Source organism: Mangrovimonas aestuarii (assembly GCF_028767185.1).
In the GTDB taxonomy this organism is placed as follows: domain Bacteria; phylum Bacteroidota; class Bacteroidia; order Flavobacteriales; family Flavobacteriaceae; genus Mangrovimonas_B; species Mangrovimonas_B aestuarii.
On record NZ_JARACK010000010.1, the window covers coordinates 77,478 to 100,698 of the forward strand.

At 34.8% G+C, this 23,221-nt stretch carries 22 protein-coding genes; all 22 read right to left on the reverse strand.

Annotated elements, in window-relative coordinates:
• Positions 1-59: 59 nt before the first annotated feature.
• Positions 60-1,361, reverse strand: coding sequence for a UDP-glucose dehydrogenase family protein (locus tag PWU04_RS12415; RefSeq protein WP_274476440.1), 1,302 nt, complete (start codon positions 1,359-1,361; stop codon positions 60-62).
• A 105-nt stretch (positions 1,362-1,466) separates the two neighbouring features.
• Positions 1,467-2,204, reverse strand: a complete 738-nt coding sequence (locus tag PWU04_RS12420; RefSeq protein ID WP_274476441.1) for a WecB/TagA/CpsF family glycosyltransferase — start codon at positions 2,202-2,204, stop codon at positions 1,467-1,469.
• Positions 2,205-2,435: 231 nt separating this feature from the next.
• Positions 2,436-3,425 (reverse strand): polysaccharide deacetylase family protein, encoded by a 990-nt coding sequence (locus PWU04_RS12425; RefSeq protein WP_274476442.1) that lies wholly within the window; start codon positions 3,423-3,425, stop codon positions 2,436-2,438.
• Positions 3,422-4,276, reverse strand: a complete 855-nt coding sequence (locus PWU04_RS12430) for a sulfotransferase (RefSeq protein WP_274476443.1) — start codon at positions 4,274-4,276, stop codon at positions 3,422-3,424. The genes PWU04_RS12425 and PWU04_RS12430 overlap by 4 nt, the downstream gene beginning before the upstream one ends.
• Positions 4,277-4,542: 266 nt before the next feature.
• The gene (locus PWU04_RS12435) at positions 4,543-5,739 is read right to left on the reverse strand and encodes an O-antigen ligase family protein (protein WP_274476460.1); all 1,197 of its coding nucleotides are present in this window, start codon (positions 5,737-5,739) and stop codon (positions 4,543-4,545) included.
• 68 nt (positions 5,740-5,807) lie between these two features.
• On the reverse strand, positions 5,808-6,317 hold the full coding sequence (locus tag PWU04_RS12440; RefSeq protein WP_274476444.1) for an acyltransferase: 510 nt from the start codon (positions 6,315-6,317) through the stop codon (positions 5,808-5,810).
• 3 nt (positions 6,318-6,320) lie between these two features.
• Complete coding sequence (locus tag PWU04_RS12445; RefSeq protein ID WP_274476445.1) at positions 6,321-7,337, reverse strand: glycosyltransferase family 4 protein; 1,017 nt, start codon at positions 7,335-7,337, stop codon at positions 6,321-6,323.
• 20 nt (positions 7,338-7,357) lie between these two features.
• Complete coding sequence (locus tag PWU04_RS12450) at positions 7,358-8,524, reverse strand: O-antigen ligase family protein (protein ID WP_274476446.1); 1,167 nt, start codon at positions 8,522-8,524, stop codon at positions 7,358-7,360.
• An 86-nt stretch (positions 8,525-8,610) separates the two neighbouring features.
• Entirely contained in the window at positions 8,611-9,570 is a 960-nt protein-coding gene (locus tag PWU04_RS12455; RefSeq protein WP_274476447.1) for a sulfotransferase family protein, read from the reverse strand.
• Complete coding sequence (locus PWU04_RS12460; RefSeq protein ID WP_274476448.1) at positions 9,567-10,862, reverse strand: flippase; 1,296 nt, start codon at positions 10,860-10,862, stop codon at positions 9,567-9,569. The genes PWU04_RS12455 and PWU04_RS12460 overlap by 4 nt, the downstream gene beginning before the upstream one ends.
• A gap of 8 nt (positions 10,863-10,870) precedes the next feature.
• The gene (locus tag PWU04_RS12465; RefSeq protein WP_274476449.1) at positions 10,871-11,383 is read right to left on the reverse strand and encodes a hypothetical protein; all 513 of its coding nucleotides are present in this window, start codon (positions 11,381-11,383) and stop codon (positions 10,871-10,873) included.
• 50 nt (positions 11,384-11,433) lie between these two features.
• Entirely contained in the window at positions 11,434-12,864 is a 1,431-nt protein-coding gene (locus PWU04_RS12470) for an SGNH/GDSL hydrolase family protein (RefSeq protein WP_274476450.1), read from the reverse strand.
• Positions 12,865-12,867: 3 nt separating this feature from the next.
• Positions 12,868-14,337, reverse strand: coding sequence for an MBOAT family O-acyltransferase (locus PWU04_RS12475; protein WP_274476451.1), 1,470 nt, complete (start codon positions 14,335-14,337; stop codon positions 12,868-12,870).
• 4 nt (positions 14,338-14,341) lie between these two features.
• Positions 14,342-15,562, reverse strand: coding sequence for a UDP-N-acetyl-D-mannosamine dehydrogenase (wecC, locus tag PWU04_RS12480; protein WP_274476452.1), 1,221 nt, complete (start codon positions 15,560-15,562; stop codon positions 14,342-14,344).
• 1 nt (position 15,563) lies between these two features.
• Entirely contained in the window at positions 15,564-16,694 is a 1,131-nt protein-coding gene (gene wecB, locus PWU04_RS12485; RefSeq protein ID WP_274476461.1) for a non-hydrolyzing UDP-N-acetylglucosamine 2-epimerase, read from the reverse strand.
• A gap of 48 nt (positions 16,695-16,742) precedes the next feature.
• Complete coding sequence (gene rfbD / locus PWU04_RS12490; RefSeq protein WP_274476453.1) at positions 16,743-17,588, reverse strand: dTDP-4-dehydrorhamnose reductase; 846 nt, start codon at positions 17,586-17,588, stop codon at positions 16,743-16,745.
• On the reverse strand, positions 17,585-18,130 hold the full coding sequence (rfbC, locus tag PWU04_RS12495) for a dTDP-4-dehydrorhamnose 3,5-epimerase (protein ID WP_274476454.1): 546 nt from the start codon (positions 18,128-18,130) through the stop codon (positions 17,585-17,587). The genes rfbD and rfbC overlap by 4 nt, the downstream gene beginning before the upstream one ends.
• The gene (gene rfbA, locus PWU04_RS12500; RefSeq protein ID WP_274476455.1) at positions 18,127-18,984 is read right to left on the reverse strand and encodes a glucose-1-phosphate thymidylyltransferase RfbA; all 858 of its coding nucleotides are present in this window, start codon (positions 18,982-18,984) and stop codon (positions 18,127-18,129) included. Before rfbA ends, rfbC begins: the two co-directional genes overlap by 4 nt.
• Entirely contained in the window at positions 18,981-20,000 is a 1,020-nt protein-coding gene (gene rfbB / locus PWU04_RS12505; protein ID WP_274476456.1) for a dTDP-glucose 4,6-dehydratase, read from the reverse strand. The genes rfbA and rfbB overlap by 4 nt, the downstream gene beginning before the upstream one ends.
• Positions 19,990-21,048, reverse strand: a complete 1,059-nt coding sequence (locus tag PWU04_RS12510) for a hypothetical protein (protein WP_274476457.1) — start codon at positions 21,046-21,048, stop codon at positions 19,990-19,992. The genes rfbB and PWU04_RS12510 overlap by 11 nt, the downstream gene beginning before the upstream one ends.
• Positions 21,045-22,736: a DUF6909 family protein gene (locus PWU04_RS12515; protein ID WP_274476458.1), complete on the reverse strand. Its 1,692-nt coding sequence runs from the start codon at positions 22,734-22,736 to the stop codon at positions 21,045-21,047. The genes PWU04_RS12510 and PWU04_RS12515 overlap by 4 nt, the downstream gene beginning before the upstream one ends.
• 135 nt (positions 22,737-22,871) lie before the next feature.
• A partial coding sequence (locus tag PWU04_RS12520; RefSeq protein WP_274476459.1) for a T9SS type B sorting domain-containing protein occupies positions 22,872-23,221 on the reverse strand: 350 nt, incomplete at its 5' end.

Genomic DNA, 23,221 nt, shown 5'->3' on the forward strand with positions numbered 1-23,221 from the left:
AATTTTTATTGAAGACAAGATAACCAAATTTGCTTCAAAATCTGTCTAAGCAAGATAGTTTAAGGTCTTCCTATTGAAAAATAGTCAAATCCTTCCGTAGTCATCTCTTGTGTATCATAAAGGTTTCTACCGTCAAAAACGACTGGATTAGCAAGCAATTTCTTTACAGAAGATAAGTCTGGGGTTCTAAAAATACTCCACTCTGTACAAATCACTAGTGCATCTGCCCCATCTAAAGCCTCATACATTCCATCCGCAAAAGCAATGGCGTCACCAAGTTTACGTTCAACATTTGGCATGGCCTCTGGGTCAAATGCTATAACCTCAGCTCCTTTACTCAATAATAAATCAATTATTTCCAAGGCAGGAGCTTCTCTAATATCATCTGTTTCAGGTTTAAATGCCAATCCCCAAATGGCAATTTTCTTGCCTTTAAGGTTTCCACCAAAATAGTGTTCTACTTTAGGCAACAATACCGTTTTTTGTTTGGCATTTACATCGATAACCGATTTTAATATTTTAAAATCGTAATCAGAATCCTTGGCTGATTTGTGTAACGCTTTTACATCTTTTGGAAAACAAGACCCTCCATAACCTATTCCAGGAAACAAAAAGCGCTTTCCAATACGTGAATCGGTTCCCATACCTATTCTCACTTTATCCACATCTGCTCCAACTTTTTCACAAAAGTTGGCAATCTCATTCATAAAAGTGATTTTGGTTGCCAAAAAGGAATTCGCAGCATACTTTGTAAGCTCAGCAGAACGTTCATCCATAATTAGAATAGGGTTCCCAGAACGCACATAAGGCTTATACAGCTTCTCCATAAGGGCTGTAGCCCTCTCCGAACTCGAACCAATAACAATTCGTTCAGGCTTTAAAAAATCATCAACAGCAAATCCTTCACGAAGAAACTCAGGATTGGACACTACATCAAAATCGACTTTTGCGTTTTTGGCAATAACTTCACGAACGCGATCGGCGGTACCTACAGGCACAGTGCTTTTATCTACAATAACCTTATACTCAGAGATCATTTTGCCTATCTCATCAGCTACACCTAGTACATATTTCAAATCTGCAGACCCATCTTCATCTTCTGGGGTTGGTAAGGCCAAAAAGATTATCTCGCCGTGATCTAACCCTTCTTTTAGAGATGTAGAAAACTTAAGCCTATTATCACTAATATTACGTTCAAACAACACATCTAAATGAGGCTCATAAATAGGAACTTCACCTTGTTGCATCTGTTTAACTTTATTTTCATCAATGTCAATACACAGGACTTCATTTCCTGTCTCAGCTAAACAAGTGCCGGTAACCAAACCGACATAACCTGTACCGATTACTGATATTTTCATATGCTAGGGTTGTGTTTGGTACAAAAATAGGAAATCCTACAACTTAATGACATTTTTTAGACCTTATACTCAAAAAGTTTTAAAAGCATAGAGAACCAATGGTAATTACATCTGCAAGCGCTCTTTAAGCACCAGCCAAATAAACTTTGAATTACCAACCAAATAACGTTTCCACATGCGTTTAGGCTCTTGAGCAAATCTATAAAACCACTCCATACCTATTTTCTGCATCCATAAGGGAGCACGTTTCACTTTCCCTGCAACAACATCAAAACTTCCTCCTACCCCCATAATGAAGTTTACATTTTTCAAAAGAGCTTTGTTATCATATAGGAAATTTTCTTTAGTAGGAGAGCTTATGGCTACAAATAAAATTTGTGCCCCACTTTCTGCTATTTCCTTGGCTATAGCTTTTTCTTCTTCTTTTTTAAAATAACCATTTCTATACCCTGCCACTAAATCTGCGGAATAAGTACTGGAATATTTATCGACAACAGCCCTTACTACTTCTTCGGCAGCTCCTAGAAAAAATATTTTATAACTATTTTTATGCGCTAAAGCCACAAGATTTTCCATTAGGTCAATTCCCGCAACACGCTCCTTCAAGGGTTTACCCAACACTTTAGACGCCCAAACAACGGCCTGTCCATCTGCGTTTATTATATCACTTTCATTTACACTCTCTCTGAGCTGCAAATCCCTTTGCATAGCAACAATCTTCCCTGCATTCACAACAACATGGTGTAGTTGTTTACCATTGGATATTGTTTCTTCAACAATATTCAAGGTATCACTCATTGATAAGTTGTCTATGCTTGTATTAAGGATATTGATTTTGCTCATAATAGCTGAAAGCTTCCTGCTAAATATTAAAATAGATTGCAGCAGAAGGATAACTAAAAAAATTACCCGCCAAAAGTACTATAATCAATAAAACTGCTAAAGAGATTTGAACATTAAATCTAAAGGTCTAAAACAGAGTGTAAATTGGACAAAGTGTGGTTGAGCTACATTTCATTAAAACAAAAAAAGATGAGATGTAACCCAGAAAGTTTTACAGTTATATGTGCTTTTTCAACGAAAAGTTTTGAAGTTATTGCTACTTTGAACATTGGCTAAAAACTCATTGAGCTTATTAAGAGAATAAGGTGTGAAGGCCTTGGGGTGCCCAATCAAAACAAAATTCCCTTTTTCTGAAGTATGCCTTTTATATCTTCTAAAAGACTTTTGGATTAAATTTGACTTATAGCCATCTATTGAAACCACTGTATAAGACGGAATAAGCATTAATCGTAGTAATTGCCGTTTAGGCATAGCTATTGCCCCTCCATTTCCAAAAGCTACATGCTTATTTTGTTTTAGCATTTTTGCCAACGCAAATTTCCAAAAGAAAAAAGGGGCAACTTTGGTAGAGCTAATTGGTATTTCCGTAAACTCACCTTCAGAGTCTTCAAGTGTCAGATCATTAGAAAATTTATACTCGGTTACATATTGGGGAACATTTCGAAAATCATATTTCTGATTATCAGATTCATGATATCCATTTGGGAACACCGTACTATCTATCGTTACTCCATTGCGCTTTAAAGCGTCTTTAATATGTCCAAAAGGCTGTGCGCTCCAACCTCCCGCCCTATAAGCAACAGGATCTATATCTGTTATTCGTTTTAAGACATCTGTATATCTCGTTACAATATCTGCTGCGGCTTCTTTTGAAAAATGAGACAACCTGTAACGTGATGTGTCAAAAATCCATTTACCGTTTTCATAGATGGAGTCTTCCCAATGCGGATGAATATGAAGCTCTATCCCGTGTCCGCTTTGAGATAAATACTTAATTTGACGAGTTACTTTTTCATATTCCCCTTGAAGAAACTTATTGTCCGCTTTGTATTTTTCCAACGCCAATAAATAACCAGAATCCACAAAGCATGTAAATTTGATACCATATGGCTCAACAATATTCAATAATGCCTGCGTTGGTTTAATGATACAATCCTCAGCAGTTCCGCTTGATGCCCCAAAGAACAGCTCATAGTCAAGAGTAATATAAATATTCATCACAGCTTATATCTATTAATCAACATTAACGGTAATGTTAAAATATAATACAGAATTTGTTTGTCTCTAGGCATATTCGCTTTCCATTTTACATCTGGCTTAATGGAAATACTTTTGCTCGTTTTCATCCTATTACCTCCAATAATATGGGGCATTTCGTAATGCTTTGGAAGTTCAAAATTATTATGACCCTCTCCAAAAACATGTTCATGGATCTGAGAAGTCACCAAAACAGGATTTATAACAAAATCTTCGTACTTAATTTTAACTATGTCTTTGTCCATCCAACACAAAATTTGCCCAAAAAAATTGATTAAGGAATAATAAACAATAGTAGCAATAGGTTTTTTGGGTGTTTGAACCTGCTTTCCAAAGGAATTAATAACTCCTCGCACATCCCTAATAACATAAACCCCCTTGAGGTTAAATAAACCACCCTTCTTCAACAATAAATAACGTGCAATATATTTGGAAGAATCCAATAAAACCTGATTAGGGGCATTTAGTGTAATCGACTTGAAAATATCGTGCTGTATTTTCAAATATTCATCAGTTCCTTTCACATCACCTAATAGGAGCCCGGGTATATTTTTATGGGATTCACTTCGCTGTAGAATAGTGTCTAGGCGTTCAAGATCATTTTCATCAAAACTCAAATCATTAACAATGTTACCCCAAAAGGGACAGTCTTTAACCTCCTCACCACAAGAACACTGCTTACCTTCTTTTAAATGCTCAACAAACTGATGCATTTCTCCTATGGTCTGTATTTTAGGATGGCTATTCAATACAGTTGCCAAAAGCGTTGTACCACTGCGCCCTGCCCCTAAGAGATAAATTAATGCCGTTTTCAAGCTTTTTTAGAGTTTAATTTTAAAATGCGAGTTATCTAAAAGTGACTATAATATAATTCGAGTGTTCACTTTACTTACTCATACGTCGTCAAAAAAATACTTTTATTAGCAACTAATAATTTCGACATTGTTTCTCCTGAATTATAACGTTCTAAGCTTAGCTTAGGAAAAAGACTCAATCAAACAATAGGCAATATTATTTTACTTTTTGGACAACTCCATGTATTGACAGCAAAAGTATTAAAACTAATCCATCAATGAATGAATTACTTTTCTATAAGAGTGTTGCTTTTAAAATATTTCCATATAAAAAATGCCAGAAACAAAGAAAAATACTCTATTCCTTTAATCCTAACCATCATGGATTCTGTAAGGTTGGCAAGGAAAAATGAAACTATAATAAAAAGGAACAAATACTCTTTTTTTCTAACGGCAAATATTATAAGAAATGTAAATACCCCCAAATAAACAGTCCCGCCCAAAACACCATTAATGCTTAAATACTCCATAAACTGGTTATGGGCGTTATATTCGCGATGAGCTGCTACTATATAACCGTAGTTTGTATACTTTTCAACCCTTACCTCGTCAACGCTATCGAAGCCCACACCCCAAAAGGGATGCTCTTTAAAAATATCGTAAGAGACTCTTAAGCGCTCGAAACGGCTATCGCCCTCAACAGACTCTGTTGAAAACAAACGATCCTTTAAATAGGCGCTTCCATAGTAAAAGAACAGGGCCGTCCCAGTCGCAATAAAGAGAAAGATAGCAATCAGTTGCTTTTTATATTTAGAAATATTTTTAAGTAAATAAAGCCCAAAAACAAGAATGTAAATAAACAATGCCATCCTGCTAACCAATTGAAGCATCCCTAAAGAAAATAGGATCAGTAATGTTATTTTGAGAGTTTTATTAAGTTTATTCTCATGAAAAAGCAAATAGTAAGTAGCAGTGCAAATAAACAACCCTAAGTAAGCCGGGTGGGTATCTGCCACCCTTACAAAGTCATGACCCAAATGACGCCAACGTAAAAAATATGGCAACGGTTCACTATTTACTATCATTTCATAAACAACATTTCCATAACAAATTAATAGCGTGACCGCAGAACCAAAAACCAACCCCTTAAACAGACTACTCTCAATCCTATATACCTCGCTCCTCAAAGAACTGAATGCTAATGGCACCAATAAAAACGACCAGTATTTTTCTAAGTGTTTCAGGAAATGCAATCCTGAATTATTTAATGATGCCAATACTGCCAATAAAAAAAACAGAAGAACAGGTGTAAAAAATTTTAATGGTGTTTCAACACGAGACGTCCTATCTTTAAGGAAAAAGACAAAAATTGATACTATAACAAAAAGTCCTAATAAAAGGTTGTTTATCCCGGTATACATTGGAAGTGTAAGTGCAACCAGAAAAATAATATTAGCACTTACTTTTTCAAAATCTATACTCACCTGCTTCAACACATTCTCTTTTTGTTAAACATTTGAACTGAAACACATTATTTAACAATCTTTGTTAATCAAGAATTTCTGTACTTTAAAATTTTGGCAGGTACCCCACCTACAATAGCATAATTAGGCACATCTTTGGTTACTACCGCTCCTGCAGCCACAATTACGTGGTTACCAATTTTACATCCTGCAGTAACTATTACATTAGCCCCTAACCAAACATCATTACCAATAAAGGTTTCATAATAGGTTTTACCTTGTTTTTGTATGGGGATATCCAATCGGTCAAACTTATGGTTTCTTGAATATATTTTAACATCTGGCCCCATTATAACATTATCACCAATATGTACGTTGGCCTGAATCATACATCGAGTACCTAGTTCAGAATCATCTCCCAAAGTTGCATTAGGTGATATCTCAGCACCTTTTTTTACCCTAGGAGATTTTCCACATTGTATTAAATAGTGCTTTACCAATAATGATCTTATTCCAGGAAAAAAGAAGGCATAAGGTCTATAATCCTCAGGGGTATTCTTAAAAAACAATATATAAACCAGGTAAAAAATCTTTTTCAAAACTTATAAACTAAGGCTTTTATAGATTAACATTAATTCTTTGCAAACTTGTTGTAAAGATAACTTCTTAGAACTATCCAAAGCACATTGTTGTAGGTTTTCATACTTACTTATAGGCATCTCTTTAGTCTTCAAGAGGAGGTTGTATAGCTGTTTAATATTTTCTTTATCAAAAAAATATCCGTTCCTATCATGAATTACCTGCTCCTTGAATCCTCCAACCCTTGAAACAATTACAGGTACCCCACAAAACATTGCTTCGGCTGCGACAAGCCCAAAACCTTCCTCTCTAGAGGGTTGGACTAAAAACCGTGACTGATTAAACAAAAGCCTTAAATCATCCTGTGTTTTATCTATCATTAACGTGATTTTATACCCATCTTTTCTCATTTGATGTATTAAAGTCTCATACTTTATTCCTTTACCCACAATACAAAATGAAAACGTCTTAGGCAAAGCCTTAATGGCTTGAAGGAGCAAGTCAATTCCCTTGACTTCAAAAAAAGACCCTACAAAAATACAATCATATACTTTAGGTTCTTCTGGCATTTTATAAAACACTTTAGAATCGACTCCTGCCGATAAAACTTTCCCTGTTTTTAATCCTAATTTAGATTCCACTGTCAAAGAAAGTTCTTCTCCAACTGGTATAGCAAAATCAACACATTTAGCTAACTTCTTGTAATACAATTGGTTTTTTTCATTTACCCTGCTATTAATATCTGAGCCATGAAAAGTAACGATAACCTTAGTCTTGGGGTGTAATTTTTTATAGAACCAAACCAATATTATCAGTGGAAAAAAAAAGTGCAAATGCACCACATCATACTTCTTGAACAAAAAAGGAATGAATTTAACCCCAGCTCTAAGGTATTTAATAAAAGAGCCTAGTTTTGAGGTAAATGCCCGCTCCATATAAAAAATATCAAGCCTATCCTCTTCGCTAAATACTCTCTTTAATTCATCAAATTGGTTTTTCACAAAGATTCCCGCATAAGCTTTTTGCTTACTAGGATACATGTTGGATACGATCAAGACTCTCATAGATTATCAACAGAAATTATCTCATCCTTATTAACCAGTAAAACCAATACAACTGAAGTCAACAATACATAAAGGTTATTTGTTAACATGGGGTTTGTAATTGAATAAAACAAAAATAAAAACACCAAAGGCAACATCAATGTTTTATGAGAAGTAAACCCCTTTAAATATTTGATTAGATAATAAAATAGAAATATGAAAAATATTATCCCCAGAAAACCATATTCACCAACTATTGATGCCACGTTACTATCGTAAATACCCTTTTTACTTACAAAATAATATCGGTCAGCTTGTCCATACAAAGCATATACCGTATCTCCAGACAATACTGATCCAAAGGTTGCAGCACCAGTGCCTATTGGAAAAAAATCAAGAAAAATCAAACCCGAAAGGTATATCATATTTCCTCTTATATAGTGACTAGAAAGGTCAAATGTATCTCTTAAATTTCGACCTATTGACTCGACAAGACCTGTATAAAACCAAACATAAGCAAGCCCTAAAACCCCAATTAACACCCCACTTAATATTATCTTATAGTTCCTTTTAATTAACTCCCAATAAAACACAAAAAACAAAATACCTGCTGCAAGCATTGCCGTTCTGGAATCCGCCAAAATTATCACGAAGAATGCTGTTACTATTTTAATCCAATCATAGAAACTCAAGCTACTTTGCTTCACAAATTTTATATTTAATACATAGATCATGTAAAGTAACGCTATATATGCCAAATGGTTTGGATGAGTAAAGAATCCTACATACCTAATATTCGGTCTTGCAAAGGTTGCAATCTCCATCAAATGATTAAATCTGACACCAAGAATAACATGTATTAGGACACCTAAACCTGCAAAACAGACCGTGAATAAAAAAAAATTGTTTAATGTTCTTCGGCTATCCTTAAAAAGCTCGATCAATGCTAGAAGAATTATAAAAAACTTAATCGTAATAAAGGTCTGAAGAATAATTTCTAAAAAATCACTATTAAGTCCAAAAAACAAGCTAACAGCAACAGAGTAAACAACAAACACTCCAACAAAGAAGTAAATAAGCTTAATCCTCCTTTTCATCAAAAAGATTGGTAGTAAAACCATAATAGAAATCAAAAAAGCAACCTCGTCTAGATACTCAAATATGCGGCTTTTGAATATGGTCATAAACACACCTTTGAACACACTCATGAAGACCATTACTAAGAAAAGTGGCCGTACAACTCTATAGATAGCATTATTTATCTGTAAGCTCACAAGTAACTATATTTCTGGATTTGCTCTGCTGCATTAGTTTCTATATACTGCAATTCATCATTCGACAATATTTTTTTCCATTTACCCACTGAAGCCGTACTTATTGGATTACCAATATTATCATGATGTTGATTATATTTCACATCTCCTAGTTCATTTTTATTTTTCCAAAACAATAACATTTCAGGACTGTAATCAACACCCAAAAAATCACATATTTTTTTCAATTCTGAATCAGGAGACTTTACCAAATCTTCATATCTTATTTGATAAAACCTATCTTCAGGCAGCTGCTTCCTTAATAATTCAGCTTTTCTATTGGCCTCTTTCCAAAACTTTAGTGCTTCAAAATAATCATCGTACAAATTAGCCTTAACATAAGAACAAACAACATCTCTAGGATCCCTAACTATATGTATATATTGCGCTTTAGGAAATATTTTTGCAATTTTATCAATGAATATGGTGTTAATTGGTGTTTTATCTCCCCATCTCTTTGCTTGAGTTCCCTGGGAATTAATATAAGTGTTATAAATTACATTAATAACATTAGCTAACGATTGTTTCGTTGGTGGGAGATTCCTCGACTCTAAATGAGCACTTGATAAATTCATCTCCCATGTATAAAACTCCTTATAAGCTTCAAATTCAGAAACAACCATTGAGCTTAAAGTCTCCCAAGGCAAAAACGATAACGCCTTGTACTTCCTATATATCCTAGGCCAAACATACGATTCAGGAGGGATAGCCACTTGGTTACCTGTAACCAATAATGATCTTAAAAGCGTGTTTCCAGAACGTCCTGAACCTATTATAAAAAATGGAGATAGGGAACCGTCATCATTATTTGAAATTTTATGTCGTTTTATTATAAATCTTAAAATCACTTTAAGTGAGTCAAAAATTAAAACAACAAAAAAAGGCATCCGTGCTTTGAGAATATTGTTCACTTTCATAATGTAAAATAACTAACCAAGTTCTCCTTACGTTTTAAATAAACTGCTCCATAAATATTCCAAAAAGCTATACTTGCTACAGTAGCCATAGCTGCCCCCATAGCACCAAACTTTGGAGTTAAAACAAAGTTCAAGGAAATATTAATTATTAAGGCTATCGTCACAATATTTTGATATACCTTTTGTTTACCTATCATCTGTAAAATTAAGCCAACTGATCCTGACAAGGAATTAATAAGCTGCCCTAAACAAAGTAAAATTAGCACTGATGCCCCTTTTAAAAACTCCTCACCAAAAAGGCTTAGTAAAAACTTATGAAACAAGACAATTCCAACCACAACAAATAGAGTAAACATAAAATTTATCCGCGTTGAAAATTTAACAAGCGTTTTAAACTTATCGATTTCATCCGATTTGTAGTAGGAGGCTATTTTTGGTGCTAAGATAGAGTTTATAGCCTGGAGGGAAAAGCTTGTAAGGGTTGCAATTTTTAAAGCCACATTATAAACCCCTATCGTCTCGTCGGTTTCATAGATTCCTAAAACAAACGTATCTGCCCAACCCAAAAATACAATTATTGCTCCAGACAACATCATGGGAAATGCTTGCCTTAAAAAGTGCCAAGAATTTGTTTTCGGTATAAAATTCGGCCTATCAAACTGTTTTAAGGTTAAGAACACACTAACAATGGCCAATATAAACACCCCATAAAAATGAGCTTTAATAGCACTTAAGCTATCGTTTGAAATGTACAAATAACCAGCGAAAACTACTAAAGTAAATAAAAACCTCCCAGGGTTATTAAAAAATGCAAAAAGAGAATTCTTCTTAAAGGATCTAAACAACCCAGCGCATACCAAAGTAATCGTCCAAAACGGTATGGTTAATGCTGCCCAGAAAATATAGGGTTCCAACTGTGGTTTTTTAAAAAAATCTATGGCCAAATTGCGCCTAAGAAGAAATAAAATTGAAGCTAATACTAATGATACAAAAAACGCCTTGACTAAAACCTTATAAAACAGCCCGGAATCTGAATGATTAGTCTTATCTGAATAAAAAGGGATTAAATTAACATCTATCCCTAAACGACCAAATATGCTCAAGCACATAATCAATGTAAAACTTAGGGATACCAAACCTGTAACACCGGCTCCGTATTCACGAGCTATTAAATACGTAAATATATAACCCGCTAGCAATCCACCTAACCTTAGCACCAAAAAAGAAAACCCTTTACTAAGAATTTCTTTGTAGTCATTGTTTCCTATAACGCGATTTATCTTTTCTCTCACCAAAAAATTTACTTAAACAATGAATCCAACAATTTTTGTCTTGCAAAAATTGCAGGATGATGCTCTCCTTTTACTCGTTTTGTTCTCAAGCTAAATTCTTTATCTGAAAACTCAACAAAACGATTCCATTTTAAATATCTCTTGAAGTTGGATGAAGCAACCAAAATTTTCTGATCACCATAAATAAATTCAATCCCATTGAAAATAACTTCCTTCTCCTTTTTACCTAACTTTAAAATAAAATTATCTGCTCTATCAACGGAACCAAAATTGGCTTTTATTCCTTGTTTTACATTAGGCTTAAATATTTCTTGTATAATTTGAATATTCTTTTTTTGATTTTCATTGATGCCAATTCCATTTACCGTCAAAACAAACTCATCCTTTACATCGGAAGTTAAGCCAACCTTGACAACAAGATTTTCTCTCTCTATTACTGACTCATCCTTTGATCTGTTTTTAGCATCATTACAAGAAGACACTAACAAAGCCAACAACAATAAATGCCAAATATTATTCATAAAACATTTTAATTAACACAAAATGTGTTTGTTTTTTGAGAGTGCTAACCCTACATCTTTAAATTTAACTCACTCACACTTAACACTTCTTGCTGTTTTAAATTATGACCACCAACAAACACTTTAAAATCTACAATTTTTTCAAAGTGACAGGGTATTCTAAGCGTTTTCACCTCATATTCATTATAACTTAAACCTCTGGTTAAGTTAGTTTCCTTTTTATAAATGCCTTTATTAAAGTACTTTTTAAATTCGGGATTCACACCTTCTAAAACATTAGTTTGGCCTTGGCCTAACTGGTAACTTACAGTTGTTGATATATATTTAAGATTACCTTTTTTTCCTAAAAACATAATTTCCAAATTACCGTCATTAGTTTTATAGACTACTAGCTTCTCCACCCCTAGTTCATTAATCAATTTTTGATCTTTTATATCTTTATAAGATAAGGTGTATTTAAAGTCGGTATCAATATGATAATACCTGTTTCCTAAGTACTTTGTACCCTGTTGAGTCCGTTTTATTTGATAATTTTTCTTGACAAATTCTGCTAAATAATTTGATACTTTGGCGGCTCCCCGACTGTTTAAATGGCCTGCATCTTTAAAATCCCACTTGGTTATATTAAGAGTATCGTATAAATCATTAAAATCAATATATTCAACCTTTCTTGATTTTAAATACTTACGGATAAGTTCTTGGTAAGTATAATATACGTTAGTTCTATATCCTTTTGGAAGAGGTGCATTTACAAATATAAATGGAATATTGTTGTCTTTAAATTTCTGAATTATCCTATCAATTGTTTGCATCTGCTCTTGACTTAATGATTTTGTTGGGATAATCCGGTTTTTTGATACTATTTTTTTATTCTTCACAGCCCTTTCCCATCTTTTCTTATTAAATGAGAAATCAGAATAGTAACCTTTATAGTAGTCTTGGCTTTCTTTAAAATAATGAGGTTCCTGCGTCAATTTATTTTCCCACAGCGAGTGAGCTCTAAAAATCGGAATCTGCTCCAAAATACTTTCACCTCCATAAATCTTCTCCATAGCTTCCAATTTTTCAATTGAAAAGGGAAGGTAGTCAAATGTTTTAAGCTGAAAACTATTTACCCTATCAATATATGGAGGTTGACTTAGTGTCCCTTTGAAAACATCCACTATGGCTAATTGCAGATCATTATTCTCAAGAACTTCCTGAATGACAGGCGTAGTTGTTATAAGTCTCTGGCTTGAAATACCGAAGTTAAATGTACTAGTATTTAACTTAGCTTCAAAAACCCTAGGGTCATATGAACATAATGTATGAGAGGACCCAAAGAGTGCTATATCAATGCTACCCCCACTTTCTTTAAATTCATTGTATTCTTCAGTTTTATAGCTCTCTAATCCAATGTTACAAAAAGATTTATTGACAAAGAATACAACACTCAAAAACAAGAAGGAAAAAACAACAGCTTTTAAAATAAACTTTTTCATTTCTTAGAATTGAAAGTATATAAATTCCTTTGGTGCCATATCACCATAAACACCAAATATTACTAGAACAAAACCAATGGCCATATAAAAACTCCACCTAAAAAATAGTGGCTTGGTTGGAAGCGTCTTAGATAAACTTCTGTCACTGTTATAATGGAACCATTCAAAAACCACCAACAGTATTATTGCAAATATTGCAGTCCATAATTCTTGGGAACTCATTCCCAAATTGTATAGATTTAAGATTTGAGACGACTTGAAATCACCCATATTGCCTATTAACACAAAAGAATCTTCTAGACTATTGGCTCTAAAGAAAATCCAAGCAAAACATACAATTGTAAATGTTATGGAAATGTAAAACACTTTTCTAGCCAATGACTTATTATTAATCTTAAGCATTTTAGAGAACTTTAACCTTTGTTTTGTCAACGCTTTTTCAGCCACTATTATAATTCCATGAATTACCCCCCATATAACAAAAGTCATAGCTGCTCCATGCCATAAACCACTAACCAAAAACACAACAAATAGATTGAAATAGGTTTTATACTTTCCGTTTCTACTTCCTCCTAATGGAATATATACATAGTCTCTAAACCATGTTGACAAGGAAATATGCCATCTACGCCAAAACTCCGTAATCGACTTGGACAGGTAGGGGCTCCTGAAGTTCTTCATTAAATCAAAGCCCATAGTTCTCCCAGCACCTATTGCTATATCTGAATACCCAGAGAAATCGCAGTAGATTTGAAAAGCAAAAAATATAGTCGCCACAACAACTTCAAAACCATGATATGTTTCAGGATTATTATAAACTTGATTTACAAGGATTGAAACCCTATCTGCTATGACCATTTTTTTAAACAATCCAAAAGCTATAAGCAATAACCCCGATTTAACCTGATCATAATTAAATTTATATGTTTTATAGAATTGAGGCAATAAATGTGAAGCCCTTTCAATTGGCCCAGCGACCAACTGCGGAAAGAAGGCTACAAATGTAAAGAAAGCCAAAGGGTCTTTTGTTGGCTCTAGTTGCTTTCTATAAATATCAATCGTATAGCTTAAGGTTTGAAACGTATAAAAACTGATACCTACTGGTAAGATTATATTTAAAGTGGACACTTCCAGTTCCTTTCCAAACAGTCTAAAAGAATCTACAAAAGTTTCAATAAAGAAATTTGAATACTTAAAATAACACAAAAAACCCAAGTTTACCAGAAGGCTTATTGCCAAAAACACTTTCCTTTCTTTTTCTATTTTTGTTTTATAGATTTTTTGTCCGATTATAAAATCAACCAAAGAACTAAAGAATATCAAAAATAAAAATCTCCAATCCCACCAACCGTAAAACACATAACTAGAAACTAATAAAAGAATATTTCTAGTATTTTTATTTTGTGAAGCAATCCAATAAAGAATAAAAACTATTGGGAAAAAGACTGCAAAATCCAGTGAATTAAAAAGCATCTTGTCAATTTATAAAGTTGCTAACCCCACAAAAATCCAATACCATTTTGTCCTTTTTGATCTCCAAAGATTTAAACTCTTTATGCCCCACTAAAAACACAATTATATCGGCGTTTGCAGCGGCCATTTTATAATCGGTTAGTTTAAACACCTTATGCGACTCTATATTTGGCTCTACTATAAAATACTCCTCATTATTTGCATTCTGAAGGACTTTTTGAGCAATATATTTAGCTGGCGATTCCCTTAAATCATCGATATTCGGTTTAAATGCCAACCCCATTAATGCGATGCTCGGTTTTCTACCATGTTTCAATTCAAATTCCAATTTAGCCGTTTGTACTTTTTCGGCACACCAAAAGGATTTATAATTGTTGATTTCCCTGGCTTTCCCAATAATTTGTGATTCCAAAGGGTAGTCGGAAACTATAAAATACGGATCAACTGCAATACAGTGGCCACCCACGCCGCAGCCTGGTTGTAGAATGTTTACTCTAGGATGTTTATTGGCCAATTCTATAAGCTCCCAAACATTAATATCAGCCTTATCACAAATGAGCGACAACTCATTCGCAAATGCTATTTGTACATCTCTGGAGGAGTTCTCTACAAGTTTGCACATTTCCGCTGTTCTAGCATTAGTCCTGTGCAAATCACCTTTAATGAACTGGCGATAAAAAGCTATAGCCCTGTCTGTAGATTTGTCATTAATTCCACCTATCACTCTATCGTTGTGTACTAGTTCGTACATCACGTTTCCAGGCAACACACGTTCTGGACAATAGGCTATATCTAACTTATCTTTTAATTCAGGGCGCTGTGAATAAATAAGTTCCATCATTTTCTCTGTGGTTCCCACAGGAGATGTTGATTCTATGATATACAGATCGCCTTCCTTTAAAAGAGGGAGAATAGCCTTGGTGGCTGCTTCAACAAATGAAATATCCGGTTCGTTCTTTCCCTTAAAAGGCGTTGGTACTACAATTAAATAGGTATTGGCGGCAACAGGCGTCGTAGAAGCTTTTAAAAACCCCTCTCTAACAGCTTTTTCTACTGCTGAGTCCAATTCAGGTTCAATAATGTGTATTTCCCCTTTATTAATGGTTTCAACAACTTTTGAGTTAATATCCACTCCATGAACCTTTGTTTTATTTTGAGCGATTAGAGCGGCTGTAGGCAAGCCTATATAGCCCAATCCAACCATGACCACTTCAGGTTGATTCATTTTAAAAATTCTTTATACTATTAATGTAATTAACAATTCTTTCGCAAGCTTTGCCATCACCATAAGGGTTATGCAACTTACTCATTTGGTCATAAACCTCATCATTGGTCAATAAACGCTTTGCTTGAGAAACTATTTTCTCCACGTTTGTTCCAACTAGAATTACTGTTCCCGCTTCTACTGCTTCAGGGCGCTCTGTAGTATCACGCATTACCAACACAGGTTTACCCAAACTTGGAGCTTCTTCCTGCACACCACCACTATCGGTTATGATTAAATGGGCTTTATTCATTAACCACACAAATGCTGGATAAGACAAAGGCTCTATCAGTTTAATATTTGATGTATTTCCTAAAATATCATAAACAGGCTTTTGCACATTCGGATTAAGATGCACCGGATATACAATTTCACAATCATTGTGGTTTAAAGCTATTTGTTTAAGCGATTCGCAAATATTGATAAACCCTTGTCCGTGATTTTCCCGCCTATGTCCTGTTACTAAAATTTGACGCTTTGTATCATCTATTACAGATGCCAACTTTCTTATCTCATCATCTACATACCCATTAACTACCTTTTCTGAGCTAAAGTTTAAAGCATCTATTACTGTATTTCCAGTAACTAAAATGCTATTTTCTGAAACATTCTCGGATAACAAATTATGTTTAGAAGTTACTGTTGGTGCAAAATGAAAATCGGAAACCCTGCCAGCAATACTTCGGTTCATTTCTTCGGGAAACGGAGACCACTTATTAAACGTGCGTAAACCCGCTTCTACGTGACATACTTTAGCCCCAGAATAAAAAGAAGCGATACTGGCCGCCATAGTAGTGGTGGTATCTCCATGAACATAAACAAAATCTGGTTTAAATTCCTCCAAAACAGGCTTAAGACCAGAGATAATATCTGAAGTTAAGGTATAGAGATTTTGGTTTGGTTTCATTAAATCAAGATCATAGTCCGGTTTAATCTCGAAAAACTCCAAAACCTGATCTAACATTTCTCTATGTTGAGCTGTAATACAAACTTTTGTGACAAAATCAGTGTTCCTTTTCTCAAAGGCTTTTACCAATGGAGCCATTTTTATCGCTTCTGGCCGAGTTCCAAAAATTATCAGGTTTCTTTTCATCATTAGTTCAAATCATTCAAAGCCTTGCTTTAATATATCGTTCATCGCCTATTTTAAACACCTATACAAGGCATCTTTCCATTTTTTAACTTCAAAGCCACTATTTAAAATAGCAGAAAGATCTAAAACAGAATACATAGGTCTCTTAGCCTTGGCCAAAAATTCGTCAGTAGAAATGGGTAAAACATCTTGATTGATTCCTTTAACTTCAAAAATTCCTTTTGCAAATTCAAACCAACTTATCCCTCCTTCATTAGAGTAATGATAGGTACCATATTCCAAAGTTTCGGTAGTTAACATGTTCAATATTGCCCCGGCTAAATCCCCTGCAAAAGTAGGACTTCCAATCTGATCATTTACCACTTTCAATTCCTTTTTTTCTTTAGCTAGCCTCAGCATCGTTTTCACAAAATTATTCCCATAAAGGGAGTACACCCATGAAGTTCTAAGTATATAATAGTTCTCCAACACCCCCTTAATATATTCTTCTCCTTTGAGTTTAGAAGCCCCATAAACATTTATTGGATTAGGATGGTCTGTTTCCTTATAAGGGGTTGTCTTAGTCCCATCAAACACAAAATCGGTAGAAACATGCAACAAGATCACAGCATTATCTTTACAATTAAGCGCCAGATTCAGCACTCCCTCTGCATTTACAGCATATGCCTTTTCAGGCTCGCTTTCTGCTCTATCAACAGCTGTGTATGCAGCACAGTTAATACAATAATCAAAACGATTCTTAGAAAAGCAATGTTGCAGCTGCTTTGAATTAGTAATGTCTAATTCTTTTGAGCCCAAGAAAGTAAAATCAAGATCCGGGTATTGAGACGCCAAGTTCCTCAACGTCATCCCAAGTTGTCCGTTAGCACCAGTAACTAGCACATGTTTTCTCATAACACCAATTCTTCTAGTAACGGTAGCACCCTATCCTTTTCTGACAAATTAATCTCCATATCTCCAATACCCCAATCAACAGCTAACTGAGGATCATTGTAAATGATTCCTCCCTCATGATCTTTTGAGTAATAATTATCACATTTATAAGAAAAAATGGTATTGTCTTCAAGCACTAAAAAGCCATGGGCAAATCCTCTAGGAATAAATAACTGTTTGTTTTCTGTATCATCTAAAACAATCGAAAAAGACTTTTTGAATGTTGGAGATTCTTTTCTTAAGTCTACACAAACATCCAAAACGCTTCCCTTAATCACTCTTACAAGTTTAGCTTGGGCGAATGCTCCCTTCTGAAAATGCAATCCTCTCAATACTCCTCTTTGTGACAAAGACTGATTATCCTGAACAAAATTAACATTAATCCCTGTATGAGCATTAAATTCCTTTTGGTTGAATGACTCAAAAAAATAACCTCGATCATCTTTGTAAACTGAAGGAATAACAACAAAGCAATCTTTTAGACCTGTTTTCTCTACTCTCATTTTAGCTGTTCTAAATACTTACCATAACCACTTTTAATCAATGGCTTGGCCAATTTCAACAATTGTTCTTTATCTATAAACCCCATATTATAGGCCATCTCTTCAATACAGCCTACTTTAAGTCCCTGACGCTCTTCTATTACCTGAACAAATTGGGAAGCCTGCATTAAAGATTGAAATGTTCCCGTATCTAACCATGCAGTACCCTTGTCCAGAATCCTAACGTTTAACTCTCCTTTTTGTAAATATACTTTGTTGATATCTGTAATCTCAAGCTCTCCTCTTTGGCTCGGTTGTATTGATTTCGCAATATCTACCACTTTATTATCATAAAAGTAAATGCCAGGAACTGCGTAATTGGAACGCGGATTTGTTGGTTTTTCTTCAATCGATACAGCTTTTTTGTTTTCATCAAAATCAACAACGCCATAGCGTTTGGGATCTTGAACATGATAGGCAAAAATTACGCCACCGTTTAGATTTGTAGACGACTGGAGCAGCTCTTGTAAACCCGAACCATAAAAAATATTATCACCGAGTATCAAGGCCACGCTATCAGAACCAATAAATTCTTCACCAATCAAAAATGCCTCTGCCAGTCCTTTGGGCTCCTCCTGAACTGCATAACTAAACATACAGCCATAATCACTACCATCTCCCAAAAGCGACTTAAATCGAGGAGTGTCTATTGATGTTGATATAATCAATATTTCTCTTATCCCTGCAGACATCAAGGTGCTTAAGGGATAATAAATCATCGGCTTGTCGTAAATTGGCATTAGTTGCTTACTGACAACTTTTGTTAACGGATGTAATCTCGTTCCCGAACCGCCAGCGAGGATTATTCCTTTCATATCGTAGAATATTTTTTAAGATACCATTGAACCGTTTTTCTAATTCCTGACTCAAAATTTTCTTCGGCTTGCCACCCTAACTCATTTTTTATCTTTTCAGCATCTATAGCATATCTAAAATCATGTCCAGGCCTATCTGTTACAAATGCAACCTGATCTTTATATGATTTTTCTTTTGGCTTTAGTTCATCCAAAATATCACAAACGATATTGGCTATATACAAATTGTTTCTTTCATTTCCTCCACCAATTATATACGTTTCTCCTAATTGCCCTTTTTTGTAAACAAGTTCTATCCCTTTACAATGATCTAAAACATAAAGCCAATCTCTTACATTTTTACCTTCACCATAAATGGGAATAGGCTCTCCCAACAATGCTTTCCTGATAATTGTTGGAATAAGCTTCTCATCGTGTTGCTTAGGCCCATAGTTGTTTGAACAATTGGTAGTCACGACATTTAGTCCGTAGGTATGGTAATAGCTTCTAACCAAGAAATCCGAAGAAGCCTTTGTTGCACTATAGGGACTGTTGGGCGCATAGGCTGTATTCTCCGTAAAGTAACCGGTTTCCCCTAATGTTCCATACACTTCATCTGTTGAGATATGATGAAAAAGAGAGTCCTCAAATCCTTTTGTATATTCGTTTGGACCGTTTAACCAATGTTTTCTTGCTGCCTCCAATAAGTTGAACGTACCCAAAACATTAGTTTGTATAAAGGCTTCAGGGCCTGCTATTGAATTATCTACGTGCGATTCCGCAGCAAAATGAATAACGCCATTAAACTTATACTTTTCAAAAATACTAAATACCAGTTCTTTATCACAGATATCCCCTTTGATGAATTCATAGTTTATGCTGCCCTCTATTTCTCTTAAATTAGAAAGCTCACCTGCATAAGTGAGCTTATCTAAATTAACAATCTTAGTATTTTTATTTTTCTCTAAGAAATAAGGAATAAAATTAGAACCGATAAACCCAGCACCACCCGTTACTAAAACAACTCTATTCTCCATATTTATTTACAAACTTAACTAGCTTATTAGTAAGGAAAACAAGGCATAGTAATAAAAAAGCTATTGCAGGGAAAACAACAACATATTTTTCAATAATACTGGCTTTATTACCTATAGCCTGAAAACCGGAAAGCACTTCAAAAGGCACGTCTTCAAGGATTTTCTCCTCTTCCAATTCTTTCAATGCATCACGCAAAAGCAGTTCCTGACTTAATAATTCAAACTCCTTGGTTGTTGTTTTATCCTTCCCTATTGTAAGCCCTTCAGCTAGTTCAATAACATTTCCTCCAGTTTTGTTCTCATCTTCCAATACTTTTATATACACATTCTGCAAAGAATCAATTTCTCTTATTGAAGTCAATAGATTCTCCCTTTGGATTTCTATAACTTGATCCCTTTTTTTCATTTTATTCTTTGAATACTCCGTATTAAAAGATTCAATAATACCATTTTCAAGACCTTTATAAATATCCTTCTTATTGGAAAGCACGCTTATTTCATATATCCTATATTCATAAATACTTCTATTGGATATATATTGTTTAAAAGTAAGTTCAATTCCAGAAACAGTATCTATCGACTTAACATATTCATCATAAGCCCTATATTGATCGTTTTCACTTTCAGGTCCCGGATTGATTTCAATACCAGCAATGGCCTTGACTTCATCTACATCCATTTTAAACAATTCTGCCAAGGTTTCATATCTTTGTGTAGACACTAATGAGTTCAAATTCCTAACATTGGTAATCATCTCATATTGGGAGTCAAAGTATGGCTTAACCAACATCTGCGACTTATATGTTGTTGGTTTCGTTTTTTCAAGTCCAAACCCCAATAAAGCAGATACAACAATTACAGCAGCTATCAATTTAAAATTTACAATTATAGCCTTCAAGGCATAAATAAAAACAGAAAATATAGCTTTAAAGATGGAACCGATGAAATTAAAAAACCGGTCAAAAAGCTGCCCAATTATTTTAAACAATTGTCCCAAATCCACCTCTTCCGAAGTATTCTGTTGGTTGTTATAAGGATTGTTTGTCATGTATTCAAAATTTGTTCTAATATTCTTCTTGTTATTAAATATGTAGGTTTAACACCCGATGTTCCAAGGCCTCCAGATGCTAATGTACTTCCTGTCTCCAGAGGGTTATCACTGGCATAGTACGCATATCTCACTTTTACATCTCGATTAATATTTCCCCTTACCCTCGAAGCTGCTTGAATAGCTTTTTGGTAGTGTGCGCCTTCCATTTCCAACCCAATAACATTCCAGGTGGAATTATGGAAAAAGCTCAGAATATCCTTGTTCTGTAAGGAAGTCCCCAAAACAGTTACCATCGCCCCTTCATAGACGTCAATTCCATGCCCTTCAAGGTCTTCTTTTTTGAGTTCGTTATCAATAGGGTAGTTATCTGCTGTACCCTCAAAAATATGGGCAGAAGGAATCATGATATCCCCTTTTCCTCCTTCAAGAATTCCTGCTTTTCCCATAATTGATATCGACTTGACATTCAAATGAATTTTACCCCCATTTAACTCATAAGGTTTTAGCAATTCATCTATAGTTTCGTAAGCCTGTTCTCCAAAAGCATAATCCATCACCAATAAAACAGGTTTTTCCTTTTCAAGAGTTAGGGTATTTACAGTTATGTCTAGTTCGTCTATATTGAGACGATCTAAATCAAAAATCTGCACATCTATATTGGTCCCAGATTCATCCTTTATGTAATGCATCCCCATCTGCAACGCCCCTTGTTCTATTTTATTGCGCAATACATTATTTTCCCTTTTACTCAATAATTCATAAACCGAAAAAACGCCCTTCTTGTGAATGTCATCCTTGTGAATTATTGGCGTTAATAAAGTATTCATAACACTGTGCATATTGGCACTGATAATATGTATTGGACGATTAAGTAAATTATTGTCAAAAAGTTTCTCCTTAATCGTATTCGCCCAAGCCTCTCCATGAATATGATGTCCTAAACGCTCCCTCAAAACAGGACTAAATGTTACCGTTCGTTTAGCATTACTAACCATTTCGTCTATGGCCAGTTTTCCCAACCAATATATTATATGCAATAACCGTTCTGGTTGTGCTGAAGTTGCAAAACTAGAATAAACTTGAGTAAGTTCTTTAAATGTTCTCCCCAAAATATTTGCCGTATGTGTTATAGCAACCTCACGCTCTTGTTGACTAAGCTCGTTTTCTGACAAAACAGCTTGCTCAAGCTTCTCCCAATCCCTAGTTGTAGCACCGTCTTCATCTACCAATACCCTTTTACTAATTTTATGTGACTCAATAAACAGAAAGGTTAAATGAGTAAGGATATCATAGATTTCAGAACGCCCTCTTGTTACTTCAATGTTCATCTGTTCATTATCAATCCTGTAACAGTTTCGTCTTCGCTTAATAGGAATGATTGGTTTGAAATGAGAATTGGCATAGCCCTCATCACTAGTTAAATTAATAAATCGGCACTCTTCAATACCTTGGGGTAATCTATCAATTACATAAAGTAAACCTTCTAATTCGGCTTTTTCATCACTAACAGAGCCATAAATCTCAGGTCGAAGTACTAGCAGGGATTCTCGTAATGAATCACCGGAAATCCCCATGGGCTTATAAAATCCACGATTAAACAAGTGTCTCATAGTAATATACATACGCTCTATAGCATTTGAACTCTCTTGAGCTCTAGTTCTAGTATGGCGTATTTTACTATTCATTGACACTTAATTTACATCGTCCAAAGATACTATTATTTCGATAAACTGAACTATTAGCCCTGTTTAGCTAAAATTACAAATAAAAAAAGCTGCCCTTATAATTAGTGCAGCTTTTTTATTAATGATATATCTAATTTACCTCTTCAAAGTAAAGTGCGACCTAAAGGTCTTTATTTCTCCCGTTCTCGGTTCACTGTACTCTATGGTAAACCAGTAGTCGTTGCTAGGCATGGCGACCCCGTTGAAGTTACCGTCCCAACCATCGTCCGCTGGGCTTAGCTGTTTTAGCAGTTTTCCGTAGCGGTCAAAGATGTAGATCTTTGCATCCGGCTGGTTGTCCATTGCGGAAATTGTCCATGTGTCGTTGTAGCCGTCGCCGTTCGGGGTAAAGAACTTCATGTAGTCCATCACCGTTACCGTCACGCTGGCCTCTCCACAGCCGTTCTTGTCGCGCACCGTTACCGTGTGCTCTCCGGCCGATACGT